This window comes from Lactiplantibacillus mudanjiangensis (genome assembly GCF_005405385.1).
GTDB classification, from domain to species: domain Bacteria; phylum Bacillota; class Bacilli; order Lactobacillales; family Lactobacillaceae; genus Lactiplantibacillus; species Lactiplantibacillus mudanjiangensis.
Genome location: NZ_BJDY01000004.1, coordinates 276,393 through 298,314, shown reverse-complemented (window position 1 = coordinate 298,314; position 21,922 = coordinate 276,393). Strand labels below are relative to the sequence as shown.

Here is a 21,922-nt window from a genome sequence, read left to right as displayed (position 1 = left end):
TCGACTTCCGTAGCTAAGCGGAGGGAGCAGCCTTTTATTTCACGTTTCGGCTATTAATGAGCCGAGCACCTAAAGAGCTAATTTATTTTAGCTCTTTTTTTGCAACCTAAAATCAGGTCATTTAATAAGTAATTAGTGTTTATTACCTAACAGAATAATGAGCAACAAATTAAATTTAGGGTTTACATTTTTAAAATGAGTGCTAATATAAATGTCACAAGATAAAAAACGTAGGAAAGAGGAGTAAGTCTTTTCAACCTGTCAGTGAGTTGGGACCTAGTGCGAACCCAATCGGTGCTTGAAATTTCTGAAAAACACTTTCTTAGTTGCTAACTGAAATCTTTTTGAAAGTAGGATTAGTCGTTGACCGGTACGTTATCATCGGTGGAGTATGTTTGTACTCTGTAAAAGCTGGTTTACTTTAGGTAAACAACTTGGGTGGTACCGCGAAAAAAGTCTTTCGTCCCTTGATAAATTCATGGGATGGAAGACTTTTTTCGTCCGGCTTAAAAAGCCAAAGGAGCTCAATATTATGCATTTAATTATTCCAAAGTCATACGATCCAAAGTTGTCTGTTCGTGAAACGCAAACCGCTATTCGGTACATTCGGGAAACGTTCCAAGAAGAATTCGGGAAGCAATTGAACTTATCACGGATTTCAGCCCCAATGTTTGTTGAAAAGAAAACCGGTTTGAACGATAACTTGAACGGCGTTGAAAAACCAGTGTCATTTACCATGCAAGACATGGGCGATGAAACGATCGAAATCGTCCACTCATTAGCTAAGTGGAAACGAGTTGCCTTGAAACGTTATGGCTTTGACATGCATGAAGGCTTATACACGAACATGAACGCCATCCGTAAAGACGAAGATTTAGACAACTACCATTCTGCTTACGTTGATCAATGGGATTGGGAAAAAGTCATCGCTCGCGAAGACCGGACCATCGACTACTTACAAAAAACCGTTAAACAAATTTTCAAAGTGATCAAGCATATGGAACACGAAGTTTGGTACAAGTTCCCTAAAGCTGTTCATCATTTGCCTGACGAAATTCACTTCATCACAACCCAAGAATTGGAAGATCGTTGGCCAGATAAGACCCCTCGCGAACGCGAAAACGCCATTACGAAAGAACTCGGCTGTGTCTTCATTATGAAGATCGGTGGTCAATTACTCAGTGGCAAACGTCACGATGGCCGCGCACCCGACTACGATGACTGGTCATTAAACGGTGATATCATGTTCTGGTACGAACCATTAGACCAAGCCATTGAAATCTCCAGCATGGGAATTCGGGTTGACGCTGAATCAATGAAGAAGCAATTGAAGATTGCCGATGCCGAAGACCGCTTAGACTTACCTTATCACCAAATGGTCTTAAACGAAGACGTCCCATTCACGATCGGTGGTGGGATCGGTCAATCACGCTTATGCATGTTATTACTTGGTAAAGCGCATGTTGGTGAAGTTCAAACCGCATTATGGCCTGATGAAATGGTTAAAAAATGTGAAGCCGCTGGGATTCATTTACTTTAATTACAATTACTACCCTTCATAAAATAAATAGGTTAAAGGCGATCATCACGCAAATTGCGCGGTGATCGCCTTTTTATATTGTAATGATTTAACGACCATAGTAAACGTGACTGAGCGCCAACAGATCAGTCATTCGTTGGCGATTATCATCATTTAAGACAATCCCATTAGTCCGCATACATTGCGAAACGGCCAACTCCATCCGGTCAAAAACATATAGATTAGAACCTGATTTTTGCGCGACTAACTCTTGGTAATATTTCGCCAATAATTCTTGTAACGGGCGTTCATTGGGTGCCGTTAAATTTTTGACTAACTCCACAAGCAATCCAACTGCCACTTGCGCCCGTTCTTGACCACCAGCATACCATTTACCTTTTGTCATCGACTGCTTCCTCCTGTAGAACCACATCCACCAAGTTGGCTTAGTCACTGGCATTTTGTTTTACCAATGTTAAGCAAAAATTAGTCGAAACCGCAAACAAGTCACTCAAGCGAATCAAACTTTCAAGATCGGGATAACTTTTATCTAACTCCCACTTCGAAATTGTTTGCCGCGTCACATTTAGTTTCGGTGTTAAGACTCGCTGTGACCAATCGTGACGAACTCGATATTTTTGATTTGTGGCCCAATGAATTGTTACTAATCGTTTTAATAACCGCAACGCCGCGTAGCAGCCTTGAATCATCAAGCTTTCTCGGCTAGTTGCTGCCAAAATTATAGCGACAAGTTGCCAATTATCGCAACAAAAAACGCCCACTTCATCACTGAAGTGGGCGTTGCTTTATTTGTTGTTGAGACGGCGTTGCGCATCTCGCAAGGTTTTCAAAGCACGTTTACGTGTTTTAAGATTACGGCTTTGCATCCGTCGCCGAGCACTCGCTAAATCTGATTTTTCCATTTGACTGTCCCCCATCGTTATCTAAATAGTAATTATTACTTTTTAGATAATAACATAGACACTGCTTTAATGCACTTACTTAGCTCTAGTTTGCATCGATCTAAAGCACCAAGGTATCTGATACGCAACTGCTAATTCGCTTTGGTCGTATTACTACTTTCATTAAAATGATCGTACAACGACTCCCCCCGTAACACCACAGCCATAATCTGTTGGTCATCATTGACGGGCACACCTTGGCGTTCTAAATAATTCACGAATTGTGGTAAAAAGTCTTTCACGCGCGTGCTGAAATCTAAAGTCCATTGCCGACCATCCTTCGCGGTTAACCCTAACTTAAATGAGTCGGGGCCAAAATCAAAAGCTGAGATATGGTAATAAACCTGATAGTTAAGGGTCACCTGTGCCAAATCAGCATAGCAAATATGCTGTAAATGCTGATCTTTAGCCAATAGTTTTGGCAAAATGAATCCCCGACCATATTGCTGAATGGTCAAACCATCTTGCTCAATAATCCAATAATCTTTTGTCATTCCCAGCAGTAAACACCCCGTGGTCAATACGGGAATCATGACAAAGACCAGCCCTACTTGTAAGTTAAGTCCACATGCGAGAATACTGACTACTAACCACCCAATAAGCAGTATGATGACGCGACTCCGTCGATACCGATGACCAACGATATAAAGTTTCTTAAAAACGGACTTCCTTGAACCAATTCATCTAACGACAAATTATAAAGGTCTGATAGCATCAATAAATTATCGATAGTAGGAACCGACTGACCGTGTTCCCATTTTGAAACCGCCTGTGTTGACACAAATAATTTCTCGGCCAATTGCGCTTGCGTGTAATGATTTTGTAACCGCTGCTGTTTTAACAAGTCTTGTAATCGCATCAGACACATCCCCCGTTAGTTCGCCTTAGTCGCGCCACTCTTCCCCGCATTAAAATGATTGTATAACGATTCTCCCCGTAACAATAAGTCCACAATCTGTTGATCATCATTGACCGTGACACCTTGACGCTGCAAGTAATTAACGAACTGTGGTAGAAAATCTTGAACATGGGCCCCAAAGTCTAAGGCCCACTGACGACCATCCTTCGCCGTTACCCACATTTTGAATGAGTCTGGAGCAAAGTCAAAGACCGTAATGTGCTCACGAGATAGGTACTTAATCGTGACTTGTGCTAAATCGTCATAACGCACGTGCTGTAGATGTTGATCCTTAGCCAATAATTTTTGAAACGTAAATCCCTGTCCATATTGCCGAATCGTTAGCTCATCTCGTTCAATGATCCAATAGTCTTTAGTCATTAATGGCAGTAAAAATCCAGCAATAAACATGAGCGTAATGGCAAAAACATACCACGTTTTAGGATTAAGTCCACTAAAGATAACACTGACGATGAGCCAGCCAATCATGAACATGATAACCCGACTTCGCCGATACCGATGACCAACGACATAAGGTTTCTTAAAAAATGGACTCCCTTGAACTAATTCATCTATCGACAAATTATACAGATCAGATAACATTAATAAATTATCAATTGTCGGCACCGACTGACCATGTTCCCATTTTGAAACCGCCTGTGTTGACACAAATAATTTCTCGGCCAATTGGGCTTGCGTATAGTGATTTTGTAATCGCTGTTGTTTTAATAACTCTTGTAACCGCATGACACTCATCTCCCCGCTTAACTACTCCTAGCGTACGGATTCCCCTAAAAAAGCGCAATCAACTCATGGTTGATACGCGCTAATCCTTGATTTAACACCATTTTAAATTAGGCCAATAATTGGTTAATTGATCGCAAATTTTCCTCATCAGCCGCCTGACCATCAAAAATAATCGTGGGGACACTCGTAATGTGGTTCGCGGAAACCTCCGCATCGATCTGCTTTTTAACGATTTCAGCTTGTGCATACGGTTGTATGCCATAAGTCGTAGTCAAATAATCCGGCACATCCGTTGCCTCCCGCAAGGCCAGTTGATCATGGAAAACTTGTTTCGCCCATGCTAATGCTTGGGTCGGATGTTGATAATCCAGATAACCATTCGCGATATTGCCGTTGGCTAATGCTGGTTTGACTTTATTCCAAAATTTAAAATGTGCGTTGAGCTGGCCGTTATCAATGGCCGCCAATAAATCGGCTTCATTGGGCAACCACCATTCTTGGGTATCCACACAACCGAGATTTAAGATAGCAATCAGCTCGTGTGGGGCATCGTCGCGTCCAAAGTTTAACGTATATTGATCAGTTAAATTAAAATTCATATTCAGTCATCGACTTTCTTTTTCTTTAGTTTAAACAGATTTAAATATCCATGCAACGTCTTTTTGCAGGCAATCATAAGCAACTTGTGCCATACTTTAGCTAAATATCAACTAAAGTAGGTGTTCAATACGCAAAAATCATCAAAATTTCGTCATCGATTCAATCAACTACAACTTCTAATGGCCGCCATTAATCTTGTATTCGCTACAAGTGACCTAATTCAGGCTTTCAAAGCAAAACGTCAATCACGTTAGATGTCAAAAAGACCTCCACCGACAACAATTGTCAGTGGAGGTCTTATTAGCACTTATCTTATTTAACAACTGTCGCTACGGCAGCATTAACCGCAGCTTGTTCAGCTTCAATTAACGCAACCCGACTCGTGATAACTTTTGTATCCATTTGAATTTCCCGGGTTAACCCTGGCGTATTCAACTTAGGTTCAAAGAAGGCTTTGAATTCAGCCAAACGATCAGCGGTCCGGAAGATTCCGGCAATGACCGTAATGTAGGTGGTGAATTCCATATCCCCACCGACCGTAGCTTCTAACCAAGCCCAGTCATTACGAATCCAGTCCCAAGCAGCTTGTTGACCGGCATCATTAGCAAGCACGCCACGGAACCAAGCCCGTAAATCCTGTGGTTTGATCGTATCGGCATCTTCGAATTTCTCAATCAACTGGGCAATTAATTTGGCATCTTGCGTACTCGTCAAAGCAGCGCAAATGTCAGCCTTGTAGCTAGCATCGGCTGTTTGCCGTGATTCCGCTAATAATGCATTGAACAAGTCTTCACTACCATAGTTTTGAACTTCATTCCGTAAGACGAAGACCCGCGTATCAGCTGGTAAAGTGGCTAATTGATCACGATTGTCCACAAACAATTGGTGAGCATCGGCAATTGCCTTCGCATTCTTCGCATACAAAGCTGCACTCAAGACGTATGGACGTGTTAATTGATCATCGTTAGAATCACTAGCCTTTGGCGCCCAACCTAAACGCACCACTTGATCGGCACTTAATTGATCAAATAATTGGCGTAAGGCAGCTTCTTCCTTAGAGTCTGGCATGACGAACTTCTTCAAGTCACCGGCAACCCGATACAACGCATCGTTAACCACCGTTGATTGACTCGCTGCAAACCGACTGAGCAATGGCACAATCGTTGCGTATGAAATTTGACGACCTTCAGCCAATAAGCGTAAGTCTTGCAACAATTGGAGTTGATCGATCGCATTCAATTGATCTAAGTTCGCTAAAATGTCATCTAATAACGTTTGATCGTATTTGACGATAAAGTGAGAATTGTTGCCGACATTTAAGCGGAATGGCTTGCCATTAGCTGAACGTAATTCGGCATAATCACCTAATTTAGCAGTCGTTTCAGCCAAGATTTCTGGTGCGGCATCATAGTTGCTATTCAATGGAATTTGCCATTGACGGCCAGCATCCTTGCCATCGCCGATAAAGAATTGTTGTTGTTTCAAAGTCAATTGACCATCCACAACACTAGCCGTGACCACTGGATAACCGGGTTGTTCGAGCCATGAATTCATAATTGCGCCAACGTCGATCCCCGAAGCGGCGCCGAAAGCGGCCCACAAGTCTTTCCCTTGAGCATTGCCGTATTGATGGGCTTTGAAGTAAGCCTTCAAGCCTTTACGTAACGCATCGTCACCAACTAAAGCCCGCGCCATAACTAACATCCGCGCACCCTTAGCGTAAACAATCGCGCCATCAAATAAGGCATCGATTTCCGCTGGATTTTCAACTTGAACGTGAACCGATTGCACACCATCGGTCGCATCACGTTGTAAAGCAGCCGCAGCTTCGGAAGTTTGGAACGTTTCCCAAATGTGCCAGTCAGGTTCTAAGGCATCGATCGCCACATATTCCATCATGTTGGCAAAACTTTCGTTTAACCAGAGATCATCCCACCACTTCATCGTAACGAGATCCCCGAACCATTGATGGGCCAATTCGTGGGCAATGACCGTCGCAACCCGTTGCTTCATATCTAAAGCCGTGTTGTCAGGATCAAGTAATAAGTAGGCTTCCCGATAAGTCACTAAGCCCCAGTTTTCCATGGCGCCGGCCGAAAAGTCCGGTAAAGCAAGTTGCCATGAATGTGGGAGTGGATATGGTGTTTGATAGAAGTCTTCATAGAATTCGATTGATCGTTTGGCAATATCTAAGGCGAAATCTAATTCGTTAGCTTGATGCGCTTTGGTCCCGAAGACGCCAACTTTCACACCACTCTTAGTCGTCGTTTCTTTGCCTTGTAAATCCCCGAAGGCAAAAGCGATTAAATAAGTCGACATCTTAACGGTCGTGTCAAAGTAGTGCACCCCATTTTCCGTCTTGATTTCAGGCATGTTGCTTAAAATCGTTTCGCCAGCTTGTTCGTCGAACTTGATGGCTAAGTCAAAGGTGGCCTTAGCTTCTGGTTCATCGACACTTGGGAACGCTTGGCGGGCTGCATTAGTTTCAAATTGCGTCCCGATGATTTGTTTCTTTTCACCGTTAACTTCGTAGTATGATGGATAGATCCCCATCATCGTGTCCGTTAATGGTGCAGTGTAAGTGATTGTTAACGTGGTCTTCCCAGCCTTGGCTAGGTCAATGCGAATCGCATCATTGTCAGCGTCCAGCTTGAATGGGACGTCTTGGCCATCAGCTTGAACGGCCGAAACGGCTAAGTCCTTTTGATGAATGGCGATTGACGCTGTTTGGGCGTCACCAGTGATCTTAGTTTGACCACTGATCGTCTTCGTTGCACGATTAATATCGAGATAAATATCGTAATGTTCTGGTTGGAACAATTGGTAAAAATGGGTTAATTCTGCCATGAGTTTCTCCTTGAATTGTTAGAATGATTTCATTATACGTCATTTGCGTGGTCAATGCCGCTTTGATCGTTCAAGAATAAAATTTTCATCAAATCTTGGCATTATCTTTCTAACGAAAAAACAATGCAACATGCTATCATGTAATACGTCGCCCGGATACTACAATCCTTTAGTGTTTAACTGATATTTAATTAATTAGAATTAACAACTAAAACATATTTTTAAATCACTTTAAGAACCATTATTCTCATAATTATTAATTAATTCTGCTACTTTTTTATTATCGATACGTTCATCGTCCCTAATTACTTTAACCAATATTTTGCTGTTAGGGGTGCGTATAAATCTGGCCTTACCAGAATCAACACTTTTCAATCTATATTTATGATAAACACGTATTATATTTAAACCTTCAAAATGATGATGGGCAATTTTAATATTCTCTAGACCCGTTGTCGTTATGCTAACCTCATCTTCTGAATTATTATTAAATTTTTCTATATCATTTGCTTGGAAAGTAAAATTATAGGCCTGCATTTCAAAAAAAGTATTCTTAGTTATTGAAATGTACAGCATTTGAAGATTATTAAGCTCATCATCCGTTAATTTCCATCTAACAGGAAACTCTTTCTTGTAAGCTAGTCCAACTGTATTCATCATTTTATAAATCTCTAATTGTGCCAAGATTGGCTTTAAACTTGATAAACCATTTTCATTCATTGGAAGCTGTTTTCCACCCAAGGCAACATCACCTTTTTCAATCAGCATAGTTATTAAAGGTTCTATCTCAATAATTTCTTCAATACTAGACGCTGCCTCTAAATCTATGTTAAATTGAACCGAAACTCCCTCCTTCTTATTATCAGGAATAATTAACTTCAATTTTAATATTTTTCTATTTATCGTATCAAAAACCTGCTTCTCAACAGACGGATATACTTGTTGTTGTAGCATGAAACTAACTGGTTCTCCTGAAATTGTTAGTTTTATTTCCACCGGATCCCTAAAGTTTCCAGGACCGATAACAAACTCAATCAGTCCTTCCCCGCTAACAACATTCTTCACTAAATCTTTTGCTGCTATCTTTACTCCTGCAACATAAATTTCATCTTGTGGATTTATAGTCAATTTTGTCTGTGTTCTAAAAAGGACCTTATCTAGATTATCAGCTACCTCTTTCTCAGATAAATTAGGATATTGGGATGTTACTTTTTCAATTACTCTCTTAACAATATCTCCACCAAATTCAAAATCGACCTTCTCTAATTCGCTAACAAGAATTGCACTATTCTGGCTAATCCCTTTATAGTGTACCTTGGTGTCTCTCAAGCTTTCCGGGAGCAATCCATCCAATATTGTACTTGGTATTAAATTAGTTCTATTCTCTGGAAATAATTCATCTCTAGCATTTGAAAACATGTTACCAATCTCCCTTCAATTGTTCGAGATTTATAATCTTACTCATCAACAAATGTTTTGTTTCTTTTTCAATATTAAGCTCATCAATATCTTCAATTATTTTTACAGCAAAGTCATTATTCTCCACAAATATATAATTAATCGCATCTGGGGTCAGTCTTATACTACAGTCTCTTTTTAAATCTCTTAACCCATCAGAAAGCCTGTCCATAATGCTATCATCCTTCATCCACTTACCATAGTACTCAGCACCATCATGAAGAAAATTATACGCTTCCGGCCCATCTATCTTAGGAATATATCGCCATTCATGTTCATCATGAAAGTTTTTATCACCTACTCCTCTCATTTTTCCATATAATGGCTTTGAAAATTTCAACTGCGTTAATAGCGCATTAGCATCTTCCGACGCGGAATGCTCGCGAAAAACCTCTTGTAAACCCAATCTCATATCATCCCTTAATGGAGATGCGGGATTAATATAATTAACTGGTTGAATACCACATACTTCGCTTCCCCATTGTTTGCTTATGCCAATACCAAAGGAACCATAACTAGTAATATGAGTCTGAATTTGATGTAAATTAATATCACAGAAACAAAGCATGGGCATCGCGATATTCGAAATATTTACTTCAGACTTTAAATTCAAATAACTGATATCTTCAACACTATATCTTGGAACAATTCTAAGGTTTCTAATCACCATTTCTAAAAACTCAAAACGTTTCATAAAGTTAAACAATGTATTTGCACTTTCGTTAAAATACTGTGGATTTACTTTATCAACATGCTGATTTCTTTCAGCTAAAAAATTAATACTTTTCGTTTTAGTCACTTTTGACATTAGTAATTTTCTCCTATCAAGATCTCCCACATTTGAACGTACGTTCTCATTATATATCATAATCAAATCAACCACTATTTAAAAGTATCTGGCATTTAATACTTTTAAATTCAAAAAATCATTTAAACTAAAATAATACATAACAATATAGAAAAAACGCCTGTATCTATCAGACAAATCCGTCTAACATATATAAGCGTTTCATATCAAAACAAATTACATTATTTAACCTTTTACCGAACCAAAGCCGGTTTCTTAGCATCAAATTTCCAATCAGGAATCAAGAATTGCATCGCAGCGGCGTCATCCCGCGCACCTAAATTATTGTCGACATACAATTGATGGGCTTTTTCAATCGCATCCATATCCACTTCAACGCCTAAACCTTCATTAGTCGTTGGCACCGTCAACTGGCCATCCTTAATTTCATAAGGATTCTTGGTCAAGTTTTGACCATCTTGCCAGATCCAATGGGTATCCACATCATAGACATTGCCAGGTGCGGCTGCGGCGGCATTGGCAACCATTGCTAATGAAATATCAAAGTGATTATTAGAATGAACACCCCAGTTTAAATTAAATTCATGGCAAAGTTGCGCAACACGAACGGCCCCTTCCATTGTCCAGAAATGTGGATCAGCTAATGGAATTGACACGGCATTTAAAGCCAAAGCGTGTGACATTTGCCGCCAATCGGTATCAACCATGTTCGTGGCAGTTGGCATATGAGTTAATTGTTGGAATTCGGCCAACACTTCCCGACCAGAGAAGCCTTTTTCAGCGCCACATGGATCTTCAATATAATGTAAAACATCTTTCATTTCGTCTGCATAATGTAAGGCTTGTTCCAATGACCAGGCACCATTAGGATCAAGATCCAACTTTGCATCTGGGAAGGCCTTGTGTAAAGCTTTCATCGCAGCCACTTCGGTTTCACCATCGAAGACGCCGCCTTTAAGTTTAAAGGTCTTAAAACCGTATTTGTCGTACGCCGCTTGAGCTAATTTAACCAAAGAATCGGCATCCATTGTTGGTTTACGACGCAACTTACCCCAATCACTACTATCATCATCATCTTGTAAGTATGGTAAATCCGTCTTACTCGTATCGCCAACCCAGAACAAGTAACCTAAAACCCCGACTTTTTCGCGTTGTTGACCGTCACCTAATAGTGCAGCTACAGGGACGTGTAAATGTTTCCCCAACAAGTCCAAAAAAGCGGTTTCAACTGCGGTCAGCGCATGAACCATAATCCGTTGATCAAAAGTTTGGTTACCACGACCACCTTGGTCTAAGTATGAAAACTTCGCTTGAATCTTTTGGAGAACGCTCTTATATTCGCCTAACGTTGCACCGATGACCAGTTCTTTAGCTGATTCCAAGGTTGCCGTGATTTTTTCACCGCCAGGAACTTCACCGACCCCAACTTGGCCGTTATCCGCTTTCAAAATAACAATGTTACGCGTGAAGAACGGCCCATGGGCACCACTTAAATTCAATAGCATACTGTCATAGCCTGCAACGGGATAAACCAACATTTCAACAATTTTAGGAATACTCATTTTAATAACCTCTTTTTTGTGATTTAAGTAACAATCATGAATTGACTTTATTATATGGTTCGATTAATAATTAGAACAGTACCAAAATGTTCCCGACCTGAACCAAATGGACTTTTTCGTTCAACTCGCGAGCATTTTATCACGCAAGGAGGTCCGCCTTTTGGAAATTAATCGATTAAAAACATTTTTAGTAATCGCCAAAAATGGCAGTTTTAAGTCTGCCGCAGAACTGCTCTTCTTATCTCCCCGCGCGGTTTCAAAGCAAATGGATCAGTTGGAAAATGAACTTGGCGTTAAGTTGTTTATTCGTAAGCACAATAACACTGAACTCACTTTTACGGGTAGTAAATTTGTCGTTGCTGCTGAAGACATCGTGAATACATATAACGACGAGTTGATTCGTATTCAAAGTGAGCAACAAGCTAAAGAACAAAAGCTCCGTATTGGGTTTTCCTCTTCAAATCAAGAGATCACCTTACAAAAAGTCCTCATGCCACTGCTCAAAAAGGACCCCCAAATCAAACTGGAATTTCGACAAGAAAGTGGTCAACGTCTACAAGACTTAGTGGAACACGGCAGTATTGATATTGCGATTTCGCCTTACTACTACTTAGACACCAACGAGGCGACGGCCTTAGCCAAGATTGAACTCCTAAAAGGTGAATTAATGGTTGGAATCAGCACGCTAAATCCGTTATCGCAACAAGCAACAGTCACGTTAAAACAACTGCGCCACTTACAAGTTCTCTACTACAGTCCTTATGCTTCCGTCTATTTGAAGAAAACTTTCTACAAAAAATTTGAAGAAGTTTTTCCTGAAAGAAACATTAACCGCGTGTCATCTTTAGAGTTACGTGATGTGTTGATCGCGGCAGATCAAGGGATTGGCTTTTATCCAAGCCCGTTCTTAGACCTAGAACGCCAAAAGAATCCGTTAATTAAGTTCTTACCAATCACGGACGCGGTTAACAAAGCCTATGCCGCAACGCTCTACTACCAAAAAAACAATCAAAATAAAGTCTTAAAAGCGTTGCTTGCTCAATTGGCACAACGTTAGTTTAACGCCTGGAATAACGATTCCGGGCGCTTTTTTTATGGTCGAAACGTGTGATAAAAGACTGCTCCCTCCGCTTAGCTACGAAAGACTAACGATTGCAAGCCCACAATCATTAGTCTTCCTAGGCTATGCTCGGTAGCAACCCATCTTTTCTCACACTCTTTTTTCCTATTTGGACAAATTAGTTCACCAGCTGTCCATTTAGGTACTGTGCTTTCGTGAAGTAAATCACTAGAATGAATTTGTAAGCGATTTAAATTAGTCATTAATCTAGGAGGAATCTTCACATGAAAAAAGTCTTATTAAGTGAAAAAATTGACGATGCTGGGATCGATCTTTTAAAACAAAACGGTTTTGACGTCACCGTCGCCCCAGATACAGATGTTGACTCAATGAAAGCTGCTATTGCGGATGCCTATGCCGTTATTATGCGGTCATCACAATTACCGGCCGAAGTCATTGCTGCTGGTAAACAACTGAAAATCATTTCTCGTAATGGGACTGGGATCAATAATGTCGACGTTGATGCCGCCACCAAGCAACATGTCTTAGTGGCTAAAGTCAACGGCGCCAATGCCTTTTCGGTTGCTGAATATGTGATGACAACCATGTTGATGCTCAGCCGTCGAATTGCCGAAACCGACCAAACGTTGCGCGATCACAAAACTGAATTAGCCGGTGTTTCTTTACCTGGGTTTGCTACCGCTAACAACTTAAATGGTCATGAACTCCGTGGTAAAACCTTAGCCATCTTAGGCTTGGGTAAAATCGGACAAGTGCTCGTCAAGTTAGCTCAAGCATTTGGCATGAACGTCATCGGTTACGACCCTTACTTAAAAGACGCGCCAGTTAAGCTATATGATAGCTTAACCGACATTTATCCAATCGCTGATTTCTTGTCAATCAACATGCCACTAACGCCTGAAACCAAGAACATGATTACGAGCAAAGAATTAGGCTTGATGAAGTCATCAGCTTACATTATCAACTCTGCTCGTGGTGGCATTATCAACGAAGCTGACTTAGCAGCCGCGTTAAATGCCGATCAATTAGCTGGGGCTGCCATTGACTCCTTCAATCCAGAACCACCAGCCGCTGATAATCCACTCTTCACTAGCAAGCATACGATTGTCACTAGTCATATCGCCGGTACCACTCAGGAAGCCAACGCAGCATTGGGAACCGGTGCGGCACAAGCCATTATTGACTTTAGTAACGGTCAAATGCCAGAATTTCCTGTTAATCCAACCGTTTTTGACAACTAAAAGAGGGGCTCACTTATGCGTCATTCAAAATTAATCGCTGGCCTAGTCGGAATTGTTCTAGGCTTAATCATTGCATTTGCCATTCCAACGCCTAGTGGGTTAGCTCATGCTGGGATGGTCGTCTTAGCATCATTAGTTACTGCCAATATTTTTTGGATTTTTAATGTGATTCCAAGCTTTGCCACTGGGTTATTGATGTTATCGTCTTGGGTGATCTTAGGTGCCACCGACTTTCCGACCGCGTTCAACATTTTCTCAACGACAACCATGTGGATCATCATCGGGGGCTTAGGTTTAGGGGCTGCTGCCACCAAAACCGGGTTAATTAATCGGATTGCCCTGAAAATTATGTCCTGGTTTCCGGCTAACTTTAGCGGCCAAACATTAGCGTTATTTACTGCCGGAACCATTATTTCGCCAATGATTCCCAGTGCCCATCCTAAAACAGCGATGAGTACGCCTATTGCTCAAGGGATTAGTAATGCCCTTGGCTACAAACCACGGAGTAAAGGGAGTTCCGGACTATTCTTAGCCGCTATCTGGGGATTCTTAGTCATGGAAGCTAGTTTTCTAAGTGCGACTGCGCAAAATTATGCGTTTAAAGGCTTACTTCCCCACAAAGCGCAATCCGTTTTAAGTTGGGGCAACTGGTTCATTATGATGTTACCTTGGACAATTATTGTTTTAGTCGCCGGCTTCTTCTTACTTCGGTTTCTATTTAAACCTAAAAACGATAAAACCATCGAAAAAACGTTTATCAAACAACAATTAGATGATTTAGGCGCAATGTCTCGTGAAGAGAAGATCACTGGCGCAGTTATTCTCGTGTCCATCGTCTTTTGGATTCTTGAATCCACTGTCAACATCCCCGCCGCCGTCACGGCCTTAGTTGGGGTTAGTGTTTTAGTTGCCACAAAAGTCTTAACACCAGAAGACTTCAAGACCCGTTTGAGTTGGAACACGATTATCTTTATTGGGACCGTCATGGCGTTAGGAAATGTCATGCAAACGGTCGGCTTGACGACTTGGTTACGAGTCATCTTAAAACCCATTATCAGTCCAATCCTCGGCAACATATGGATTACTGTGATTGCCTTACCAATCATCATTTACTTGTGTAAGTTCGTTGTGGTTTCCTTGATTTCAACTGGGACCTTGATTATCATTGCGTTATTGCCATTCTTCTCAACCATGAATTTCAGCCCAGCCATTATCGTGTTGATTGTCACCACTAGTGTCAACATTTGGATGTTATCTTACATGGATGCCCCATTCTTAACTGGATCAGCAGCTGTTAATAACAGCATGACGTCCAAAGCCGCCTTAGCGAAATCATCGCTCGGTTACATGGTTATTAACATTGTTGGCTTACTACTCTGCGTGCCAATCTGGCAATTACTTGGCTTAGCTTAATCCGAATACTGAAAATGCGTTAGCTGTAGCTAGCGTATTTTTTTGCTTAATTTTGGCATTTTAAATGGCCCTAGATTGGCGTTTTAACGCGATTTTTTGACTATTGGTCCAAGGTAACCGATACCCTTTAACTGCCACTGACTGGCACGTGACGGTGGTTTAAACTAGACGGCTAAACCCAATGTTAACACCAACAATTGGCTAGACAAAAACCGCTGCTAATCCGTTTCGATTAACAGCGGTTTTATCAACTTATTTAGTACTAGAAAACCAACGATAATCCCAATACACATCCTAAACCAACAACGGACATCAGCATTGTTAACGGTGTCCAAGTAAGCAACGTCTCTTTCAAGCTTAATCCAAAATATTGTTTAATCATCCAGAAACCGGCGCCATTGACATGGTCACAGAAGACTGAACCCGCACCAACCACCAAAACCATCAAAGCGGGATTAACTCCCGCTTGTTGTAACAACGGTACTGCAAGCCCAGCACCCGTTAACGCCGCGACTGTGGTTGAGCCAATACAGATTCGTAAAACAGCGGTGATCAACCAAGCCGCTAGTAACGGTGACCAATTTAAATTCGTGAATAATTGACTGACATATTTAGCCACCCCACCAGTAATCAAGACTTGTTTAAAGGCGCCACCGCCACCGATGATAAATAACATCATCGCAATTTGACTAATCGCGGCTTGCATCGACCGTCCTATCTTTTTCATCGTCACATGTCGCCGCAAGCCTAACGTATAAATTGCTAGAATTAGCGAAATTATCATAGCAATATCAGGCGTGCCGATAAAGTCGACCACCTGTCGTAAATGACTCGTTGCCGCTAACCCATATTTGGTTAGGGTGGCTAATGCGATCAAAATGACCGGCATTAGTGCAGTGACTAAGCTGATTTTAAAACTTGGAATCTCGTGCTCATCAAAGGTTTTAAAGTCGCCTAACACCCGACTCTTCGTTTCTAAGTGATAGGCCGATGGGTATAAACGATACAACACGTGATTATATAGTGGCCCAGTAATAATCACAGTCGGAATCGCGGCTAAACATCCTAATAATAAGACTTGCCCAAGTGGCGCATTTAAAATCCCCGCAATCGCAACCGGTGCTGGGTGTGGTGGCAAAAATGCATGTGCCACATTTAATGCCGCCGCCATTGGGATCGCTAAATAAAGCATCGCAATCCCCAGTTCATTAGCAATCACAAACACAATCGGTAAAAGTACCACGAGACCGACTTCAAAGAATAATGCCAACCCAATGATGAATGCCGCTAAAACAACTGCCCACTCAATATAGCGCCGCCCAAACTTCCGACTAAGTACGAGCGCAATGCGATACCCCGCCCCAGAATCAGCAATTAAACGACCGAGCATTGATCCAAGCCCAAAAACAATTGCTAACCCGCCAATCTGATCACCAATCCCTGTTTCAATAACATCACTCAGCTTGGTCATTGGAATACCCAGACCAGCACCAACTAATAAGGACACAATAATCAGTGACACGAACGTATTCAATTTTAATTTAACAATCAATAAGACCAGAATCACGACACCGATCGCAATAATGAAAATTGGCATTTGAACCACTCCTTCAGCTATGTGACCTTTTTCACTTAAATTGTTAAAAAAATTTAGGCCACGACTTAACGGCAAGTTCCTCAGTTTAGTTCATTGAACCGTTAGTTTAATTTTATGGTCTTTAGTCCAAATAACACAGGACATTTTGGTTCCCCTGAAGTCCGTTTCATACCTGTACACTTATTCACAACCTCACTATAATCAGAATTGAAAACGTTTTCCAAAACAAATTAACTATAGAACTAGTGAGGTTATCTAATGAAAATTATTAGTGCGGATGTGATGCAAGTACCAAGTGCTGATCCTAGCTTTAGTGGTAACTCAAAGGGTTCAACCGAAGATTGGTCCCCGATCGTCTTACGCTTAAATACGGATGAAGGTATTAGTGGGTTTGGTGAAGCTGGGCTCGCTTACGGCAAAGGCTGGCGCGGCGGTCTCGGGATGTTACAAGATTTCTGTCACGTGATTATTGGTGAAAATCCGTTAAATATTGAAAAAATTTGGCATCAACTACAGACAACCACCTATTGGGGTCTAGCCGGCGGGACCGCCGTCAATGCGGCGATCAGTGCCATTGATATTGCCTTATGGGATATCAAAGGTAAATACTATAACACCCCGATTTACAACTTATTAGGTGGTAAAACTAACGATAACTTACGGACATACGCCAGTCAGTTGCAGTATAACTGGGGCGCCCATATTGAAAAAGAACGTTTATTAACGCCTGAAGATTACGCTGAAGTGACAAAGCGGGTCATGGCAGAAGGCTTTGATGCTTTGAAATTTGATCCTATCATCTTTAGTAATCAAGCTGATGGTGGCGGTGATTGGCCAACGACTGGGCCACTAACCACTAGAGTCCTCCAAACGACTTATGACCGGGTTAAAGCGATGCGTGATGCCGGTGGTGACGACCTCGATATTATCGTTGATATGCATGCCAACACTGATACTACCGCGGCTATTCAAGTCGGCAAAATGCTGGAACCGCTGCGGATCTGGTATTACGAAGAACCCGTTAGTCCCTTGAATCCAGACAATACTTTAGAAGTTGCCCAAAACGTCAATATTCCGATTGCCGCTGGCGAACGGGTCTTCACGCGTTGGGGCTTCCGAGAACTCTTTGAAAAACGGGCCATTAAGGTCGTCCAACCAGACCTCTGTCTCTGTGGTGGGTTGAGTGAAGCTAAGAAAATTTGTGACATGGCAGAAGTCTATGACATCAACGCCCAAATCCATGTCTGTGGTAGTCCCATTGCGACCGCAGCTGCGTTGCAAATTGAAGCCGCAATTCCAAACTTCGTTATTCATGAAGAATATCAACGGGCCTTGAATGAACACGATCGTCAAACTTGTTTATATGACTATCAACCAGAACGCGGCGTCTTCAAAGTGCCTGATCGTCCCGGTTTGGGCCAAGAATTGACCCCTGAAACCATTGCTAAATGTCAAATCTTTACCGTTAAATAGAAAGGAAGCTTTGTCATGTTAGATCAGTTTTTGTTAGGTGGTTATACGAGTGATAATTACACGCCTAATAACCAATCAGAGGGAATTTACGTTGCGACTTTAGACACCGAAAAGGCTAAAATTACCAAAATTGAACTCATGAGTCAAATCGATAATCCCGCATTTTTGAATTTTGATCCGGTCGCTAAAAAGATCGTGACCGTTTGTACTCAAAATGAGAATACCGGTGGCATCGCCATTATCGATGCTGACGCTAATCAACGTGGTAAGGTGTTAAGTACTAAGATGCTTGATCGAACGGGCGTCACCCCCGCTTACGAAGCTTATGATGCCGCCACTAACCGGTATTTCTGGAATGAATTAAGTTATACGGTGCCTTCTTACGTTTACTTAGATGCCACTCGTAAGATTGTCTTTGGCGCCAACTACAATACCAATGCCATTCATACCTTTAAGCTGGGCGATAACTGGCAGATTAAAGCCAGTTACCGTTATCCAATCGAAGGTCATGGTCCCCAAGTCGAACAAGATCATGCCCACATTCACTTCACCCGCTTATTACCAGATGGCCGCTTAATAGTCTGTGGCTTAGGCTGTGATCAATTGTTGATCTACGATGTTGCTGACGACGGCCAATTAACGCCCGTTTCGGTCTTCGATACGAAACCTGGCTTTGGCCCACGACAACTCGCCATTGCGCAAAAATCTAACTACATTTATGTCTTAGGTGAAGTTGCCAGTCGCGTGGGTGTCGCTGAATACGATCATGATAGTGGCAAACTTACTTGGCTTGGCGATTACGATAATGTGCCCGAAGGTTATGTCGGTCATAACGGTTCCGCTGCGATTCGCTTATCTGCGGATGAACGCTTCTTATACGTTTCTAACCGTGGTCACAACTCATTGGCCGTTTACCAGATCATAGATGGTGGTCGCCGTTTGGAAAAGATCCAACAGATTAAAACTGAAGGCGTCTTTCCACGAGACTTTAGTTTGAGCAAGAACAATGACTTTTTGCTTTGTGCCAACCAGAACACCAATGATTTGATCTTGTATCATCGCGATGTTGAGACTGGTTACTTGAGTGTGGCACAACGCGGGATTAAACATGATGCTTGTGTACGAGTATTGGAAGCAACGGACTTTTTAAAGTAATACTTGTTTAAATGACAAAAATACACAGTAGCAGAATTTTTAGATTCTGTTGCCGTGTATTTTTTGATTCAGATTCAGTTTAGTTGATGCAAAACCTGGTCAATTTCTGATTGTAAGGTATCGGCGCTTGTAAAGATCTGTTCGTTGACCACTTGTAAGCGATCATCGCCTAGCCACCAACGTTTTAGGTCAGCCGATGTAAATTTAACCGCTTTAGCTCGTTGTTGGTGCCGTTTCAACGTTTCTGCCAATGGTATATCAAAATAATAAACCCAGCTTTGATCAAAACTAGCCATTAATCGTTGTAACATCACTTGATACATCGACTTAGCGAGAATGCCTTCGACAATCACAACTTTTACGCGATGATTACCATATTGCGCAATTTGCTCGATTAAATCGATGGCTAGATTATCTGGTCGGTCCTTGACATGCAACATACGCAAGCGAATTTCATCTTGTTGGACAATTAAAGCATCAGCGCCTAACCTATCTTGCAATGCTTTAGCTAACGTCGTTTTGCCACTGCCAGAGTTGCCGCGGATGATGACGAGTTGTGTTTGGATTGATGACATAGCTTTTGACCTCCAATATTATAATTGATTACCATTATCCCACAATCAATTATTTATTTGGATCAAATAACTATTCACAACTAAGTAGACTTTTTACAGCAACGCTGCTAACCTTCCAATAAAGTCCTCATAACTAGTCATCTTAATCAATTCAGCAATATTTTTAGGATCGACCGCAACTTGTGACAAATCATCAAAAATATTTCGATAAGCTTGTTTGTGAGCCTGATTCACCGCCAACAAGAAAACGACATTAACTTCAGTGCCGTGGTCACCCCATTGAATGCCATTCGGCGCCAAAATAACATAGCCCTGCGTTTTTAAAGCACTCATTTGTAAGGAATGTGGGATCGCAACGCGTCCAAAAGCTGTACTGGACAGTTGCTCACGCTCAATCAATTGTTGAACGAAACTATTAGTGACAACTTGTTTCCGAACTAACTGCTCGCAAACCGTCTTAAATAATTGATCACGAGAGCATTCTTGATCTAATATCAAGAAGTTATCTGCTGGAAAGAATTCGCGCAAATTAGCAGTAAACGTCAACTTTTCTTGTGTGTGCTTGATGTCTGCCACGAGTCGTTCAACTCGGCGATAGTCTGCTTGTGTTAAAAACTGTGAGATATTCGTATAACGAACAGCTGGTAGTGTATACTCAGAATTCACCTGTACCACAAAATCAATTGACCGTGGATAATCATACTGTTGTAGCTGTTCCGGAGTATGGACCAGCTTGCCAATCACAATGTCTTGGCTAAACAACCGTTCCAATCGACTGATAAAATTTTCATTATCACCTTGATAATCTGGCATCAAAACAACGACATACAACTTGTGTAGGTCATTAATATATTCCGATACTGCATTGCCGATATGCATCGCAATATAGGCAATTTCATCATCTTCAATCGTGACACCATTAAGCTTAGCCAATCGATTAGAAATGAGCACCGCACATTCATAAATAATCGGTGAAGATTTTCTAATTCGGGCCGTCATTGGATTACGCTCAACATAACCTTGTGACGAACGAACTAATAATCGTTGAATATGAATCGCAAACTGCTCCCGAAAGTTCAATACTCGTAAATCAATATTGAGCATTGTATTGACATACTTAATTAAATCATCAACTAACGCCATCGTTGTCGGCTGCACATTATCGTCCAGATCAACGTGCTGGCGTGTAATTGAAAACTGAATAATTAAACATAAGCTATCTCGTTCAGCCGACGAAAACTGGACTTGTTCACTTTTCTCAATTGATGCAATTAGCTGTTGCGTAAATGCCAATTGTGTCGCCTTAGCCACTGGCTTTTTCAACTGATCAACCTCACTAATCGGCTGATAGCCTTCCTTAGTTCGATGAGTCGCAATCGCCACATGTAATAAAATATTGTTAAAGTCAAAAACATTTAAATAGATATTAGCCTGTCTAGCCAATGCCTTTAAGTTAGTCGCAATTTTGACGACACTAACATCGGGAAAACTAGCTTGAATTGCCTCAGTCCCAATAAAGGTTTGCTCCGATTCTTGATATAAAATATCACTAATCACACGCCGTTTATCCAATTCACGACCTTGCAATGACCAGTTATCACCAGCCTGAACTAATTTCAAATCAAATGAATGAACATATTTTTGAATGCGATGCAGTAATTTAACTAATGTCGATTCACTTAAATAAAAACGTTCTGTTAAATCGTAAATATTTAACTGCTGATTTTGAGTGAGCTCGTTGACAATCACTCGTTGAATATTGGTATAACTCGTTGTAGTCGCTGGTGATTCGCTTTTCTTAGCCTGATTACTCTGATAACCTTGCCGACTAGTTAAGATTGCTTCAGTCTCAATGAGTTCTTTAGCATAGCGTCGAATACTTCGTACCGATATGCCTAGTACGACGGCTAATTCGCTAGTTGTATGCCAACCAGGATTGGCTTGCAGGTAACGCCATAATTCAGCCTTATGGTCTTTTTGCAAAAT

The 21,922-nt window shown here is 41.4% G+C and carries 20 protein-coding genes and 1 other annotated feature; of the genes, 6 read left to right on the top strand and 14 right to left on the bottom strand.

The genetic code is table 11. The features are described 5' to 3' along the window. The first annotated feature begins 222 nt into the window (after window positions 1-222). Window positions 223-471 (top strand) — a binding site (T-box leader). A 61-nt stretch (window positions 472-532) separates the two neighbouring features. Beyond that, the gene (gene asnA / locus FFM84_RS09590; protein WP_130845046.1) at window positions 533-1,540 is read left to right on the top strand and encodes an aspartate--ammonia ligase; all 1,008 of its coding nucleotides are present in this window, start codon (window positions 533-535) and stop codon (window positions 1,538-1,540) included. Between the two features lie 88 nt (window positions 1,541-1,628). Here the strand turns inward: asnA and FFM84_RS16325 are convergent, their stop codons facing one another. The 11 genes from FFM84_RS16325 to FFM84_RS09540 form a co-directional block, all read right to left on the bottom strand. Then, window positions 1,629-1,925, bottom strand: a complete 297-nt coding sequence (locus FFM84_RS16325; RefSeq protein WP_225425294.1) for a bacteriocin immunity family protein — start codon at window positions 1,923-1,925, stop codon at window positions 1,629-1,631. Window positions 1,926-1,965: 40 nt separating this feature from the next. Continuing rightward, a complete protein-coding gene (locus FFM84_RS16320; protein ID WP_225425293.1) occupies window positions 1,966-2,256 on the bottom strand; it encodes a helix-turn-helix transcriptional regulator in 291 nt (96 codons plus the stop codon). Between the two features lie 69 nt (window positions 2,257-2,325). After that, window positions 2,326-2,442: a putative metal homeostasis protein gene (locus tag FFM84_RS09580; protein ID WP_130845045.1), complete on the bottom strand. Its 117-nt coding sequence runs from the start codon at window positions 2,440-2,442 to the stop codon at window positions 2,326-2,328. Window positions 2,443-2,573: 131 nt separating this feature from the next. Beyond that, window positions 2,574-2,975: a hypothetical protein gene (locus FFM84_RS09575; RefSeq protein WP_130845044.1), complete on the bottom strand. Its 402-nt coding sequence runs from the start codon at window positions 2,973-2,975 to the stop codon at window positions 2,574-2,576. Between the two features lie 92 nt (window positions 2,976-3,067). Further along, entirely contained in the window at window positions 3,068-3,340 is a 273-nt protein-coding gene (locus FFM84_RS09570) for a helix-turn-helix domain-containing protein (protein WP_165450302.1), read from the bottom strand. 15 nt (window positions 3,341-3,355) lie between these two features. Next, complete coding sequence (locus tag FFM84_RS09565; RefSeq protein ID WP_165450301.1) at window positions 3,356-4,126, bottom strand: helix-turn-helix domain-containing protein; 771 nt, start codon at window positions 4,124-4,126, stop codon at window positions 3,356-3,358. 107 nt (window positions 4,127-4,233) lie between these two features. Next, complete coding sequence (locus FFM84_RS09560; RefSeq protein ID WP_130845041.1) at window positions 4,234-4,725, bottom strand: thioredoxin domain-containing protein; 492 nt, start codon at window positions 4,723-4,725, stop codon at window positions 4,234-4,236. A 313-nt stretch (window positions 4,726-5,038) separates the two neighbouring features. Next, the gene (locus tag FFM84_RS09555; RefSeq protein ID WP_130845040.1) at window positions 5,039-7,573 is read right to left on the bottom strand and encodes a M1 family metallopeptidase; all 2,535 of its coding nucleotides are present in this window, start codon (window positions 7,571-7,573) and stop codon (window positions 5,039-5,041) included. A 231-nt stretch (window positions 7,574-7,804) separates the two neighbouring features. Beyond that, on the bottom strand, window positions 7,805-8,992 hold the full coding sequence (locus FFM84_RS09550) for an abortive infection system toxin AbiGii family protein (protein WP_130845039.1): 1,188 nt from the start codon (window positions 8,990-8,992) through the stop codon (window positions 7,805-7,807). A 1-nt stretch (window position 8,993) separates the two neighbouring features. After that, on the bottom strand, window positions 8,994-9,839 hold the full coding sequence (locus FFM84_RS09545) for an abortive infection system antitoxin AbiGi family protein (RefSeq protein WP_165450300.1): 846 nt from the start codon (window positions 9,837-9,839) through the stop codon (window positions 8,994-8,996). Window positions 9,840-10,072: 233 nt separating this feature from the next. Continuing rightward, window positions 10,073-11,401 carry an enolase C-terminal domain-like protein gene (locus FFM84_RS09540; RefSeq protein WP_130845037.1) on the bottom strand — a complete coding sequence of 443 codons (1,329 nt, stop codon included), beginning with the start codon at window positions 11,399-11,401 and terminating at the stop codon, window positions 10,073-10,075. Window positions 11,402-11,561: 160 nt separating this feature from the next. On the opposite strand from FFM84_RS09540, the gene FFM84_RS09535 reads away from it, so the two are divergent. From FFM84_RS09535 to FFM84_RS09525, 3 genes are all read left to right on the top strand, one after another. Beyond that, the gene (locus FFM84_RS09535; protein WP_165450299.1) at window positions 11,562-12,458 is read left to right on the top strand and encodes a LysR family transcriptional regulator; all 897 of its coding nucleotides are present in this window, start codon (window positions 11,562-11,564) and stop codon (window positions 12,456-12,458) included. Between the two features lie 287 nt (window positions 12,459-12,745). Then, on the top strand, window positions 12,746-13,723 hold the full coding sequence (locus FFM84_RS09530; protein ID WP_130845035.1) for a hydroxyacid dehydrogenase: 978 nt from the start codon (window positions 12,746-12,748) through the stop codon (window positions 13,721-13,723). A 15-nt stretch (window positions 13,724-13,738) separates the two neighbouring features. Next, window positions 13,739-15,136: an SLC13 family permease gene (locus FFM84_RS09525; RefSeq protein WP_130845034.1), complete on the top strand. Its 1,398-nt coding sequence runs from the start codon at window positions 13,739-13,741 to the stop codon at window positions 15,134-15,136. Between the two features lie 262 nt (window positions 15,137-15,398). Here the strand turns inward: FFM84_RS09525 and FFM84_RS09520 are convergent, their stop codons facing one another. Next, a complete protein-coding gene (locus FFM84_RS09520; protein ID WP_130845033.1) occupies window positions 15,399-16,733 on the bottom strand; it encodes a gluconate:H+ symporter in 1,335 nt (444 codons plus the stop codon). Window positions 16,734-16,991: 258 nt separating this feature from the next. On the opposite strand from FFM84_RS09520, the gene FFM84_RS09515 reads away from it, so the two are divergent. After that, window positions 16,992-18,206 (top strand): mandelate racemase/muconate lactonizing enzyme family protein, encoded by a 1,215-nt coding sequence (locus FFM84_RS09515; protein ID WP_130845032.1) that lies wholly within the window; start codon window positions 16,992-16,994, stop codon window positions 18,204-18,206. 15 nt (window positions 18,207-18,221) lie between these two features. Next, complete coding sequence (locus FFM84_RS09510; protein ID WP_130845031.1) at window positions 18,222-19,361, top strand: lactonase family protein; 1,140 nt, start codon at window positions 18,222-18,224, stop codon at window positions 19,359-19,361. A 74-nt stretch (window positions 19,362-19,435) separates the two neighbouring features. Here the strand turns inward: FFM84_RS09510 and FFM84_RS09505 are convergent, their stop codons facing one another. Both FFM84_RS09505 and FFM84_RS09500 read right to left on the bottom strand, forming a co-directional pair. Then, window positions 19,436-19,936 (bottom strand): AAA family ATPase, encoded by a 501-nt coding sequence (locus tag FFM84_RS09505; RefSeq protein ID WP_130845030.1) that lies wholly within the window; start codon window positions 19,934-19,936, stop codon window positions 19,436-19,438. Between the two features lie 93 nt (window positions 19,937-20,029). After that, window positions 20,030-21,919: a BglG family transcription antiterminator gene (locus FFM84_RS09500; protein ID WP_165450298.1), complete on the bottom strand. Its 1,890-nt coding sequence runs from the start codon at window positions 21,917-21,919 to the stop codon at window positions 20,030-20,032. Window positions 21,920-21,922 lie beyond the last annotated feature (3 nt).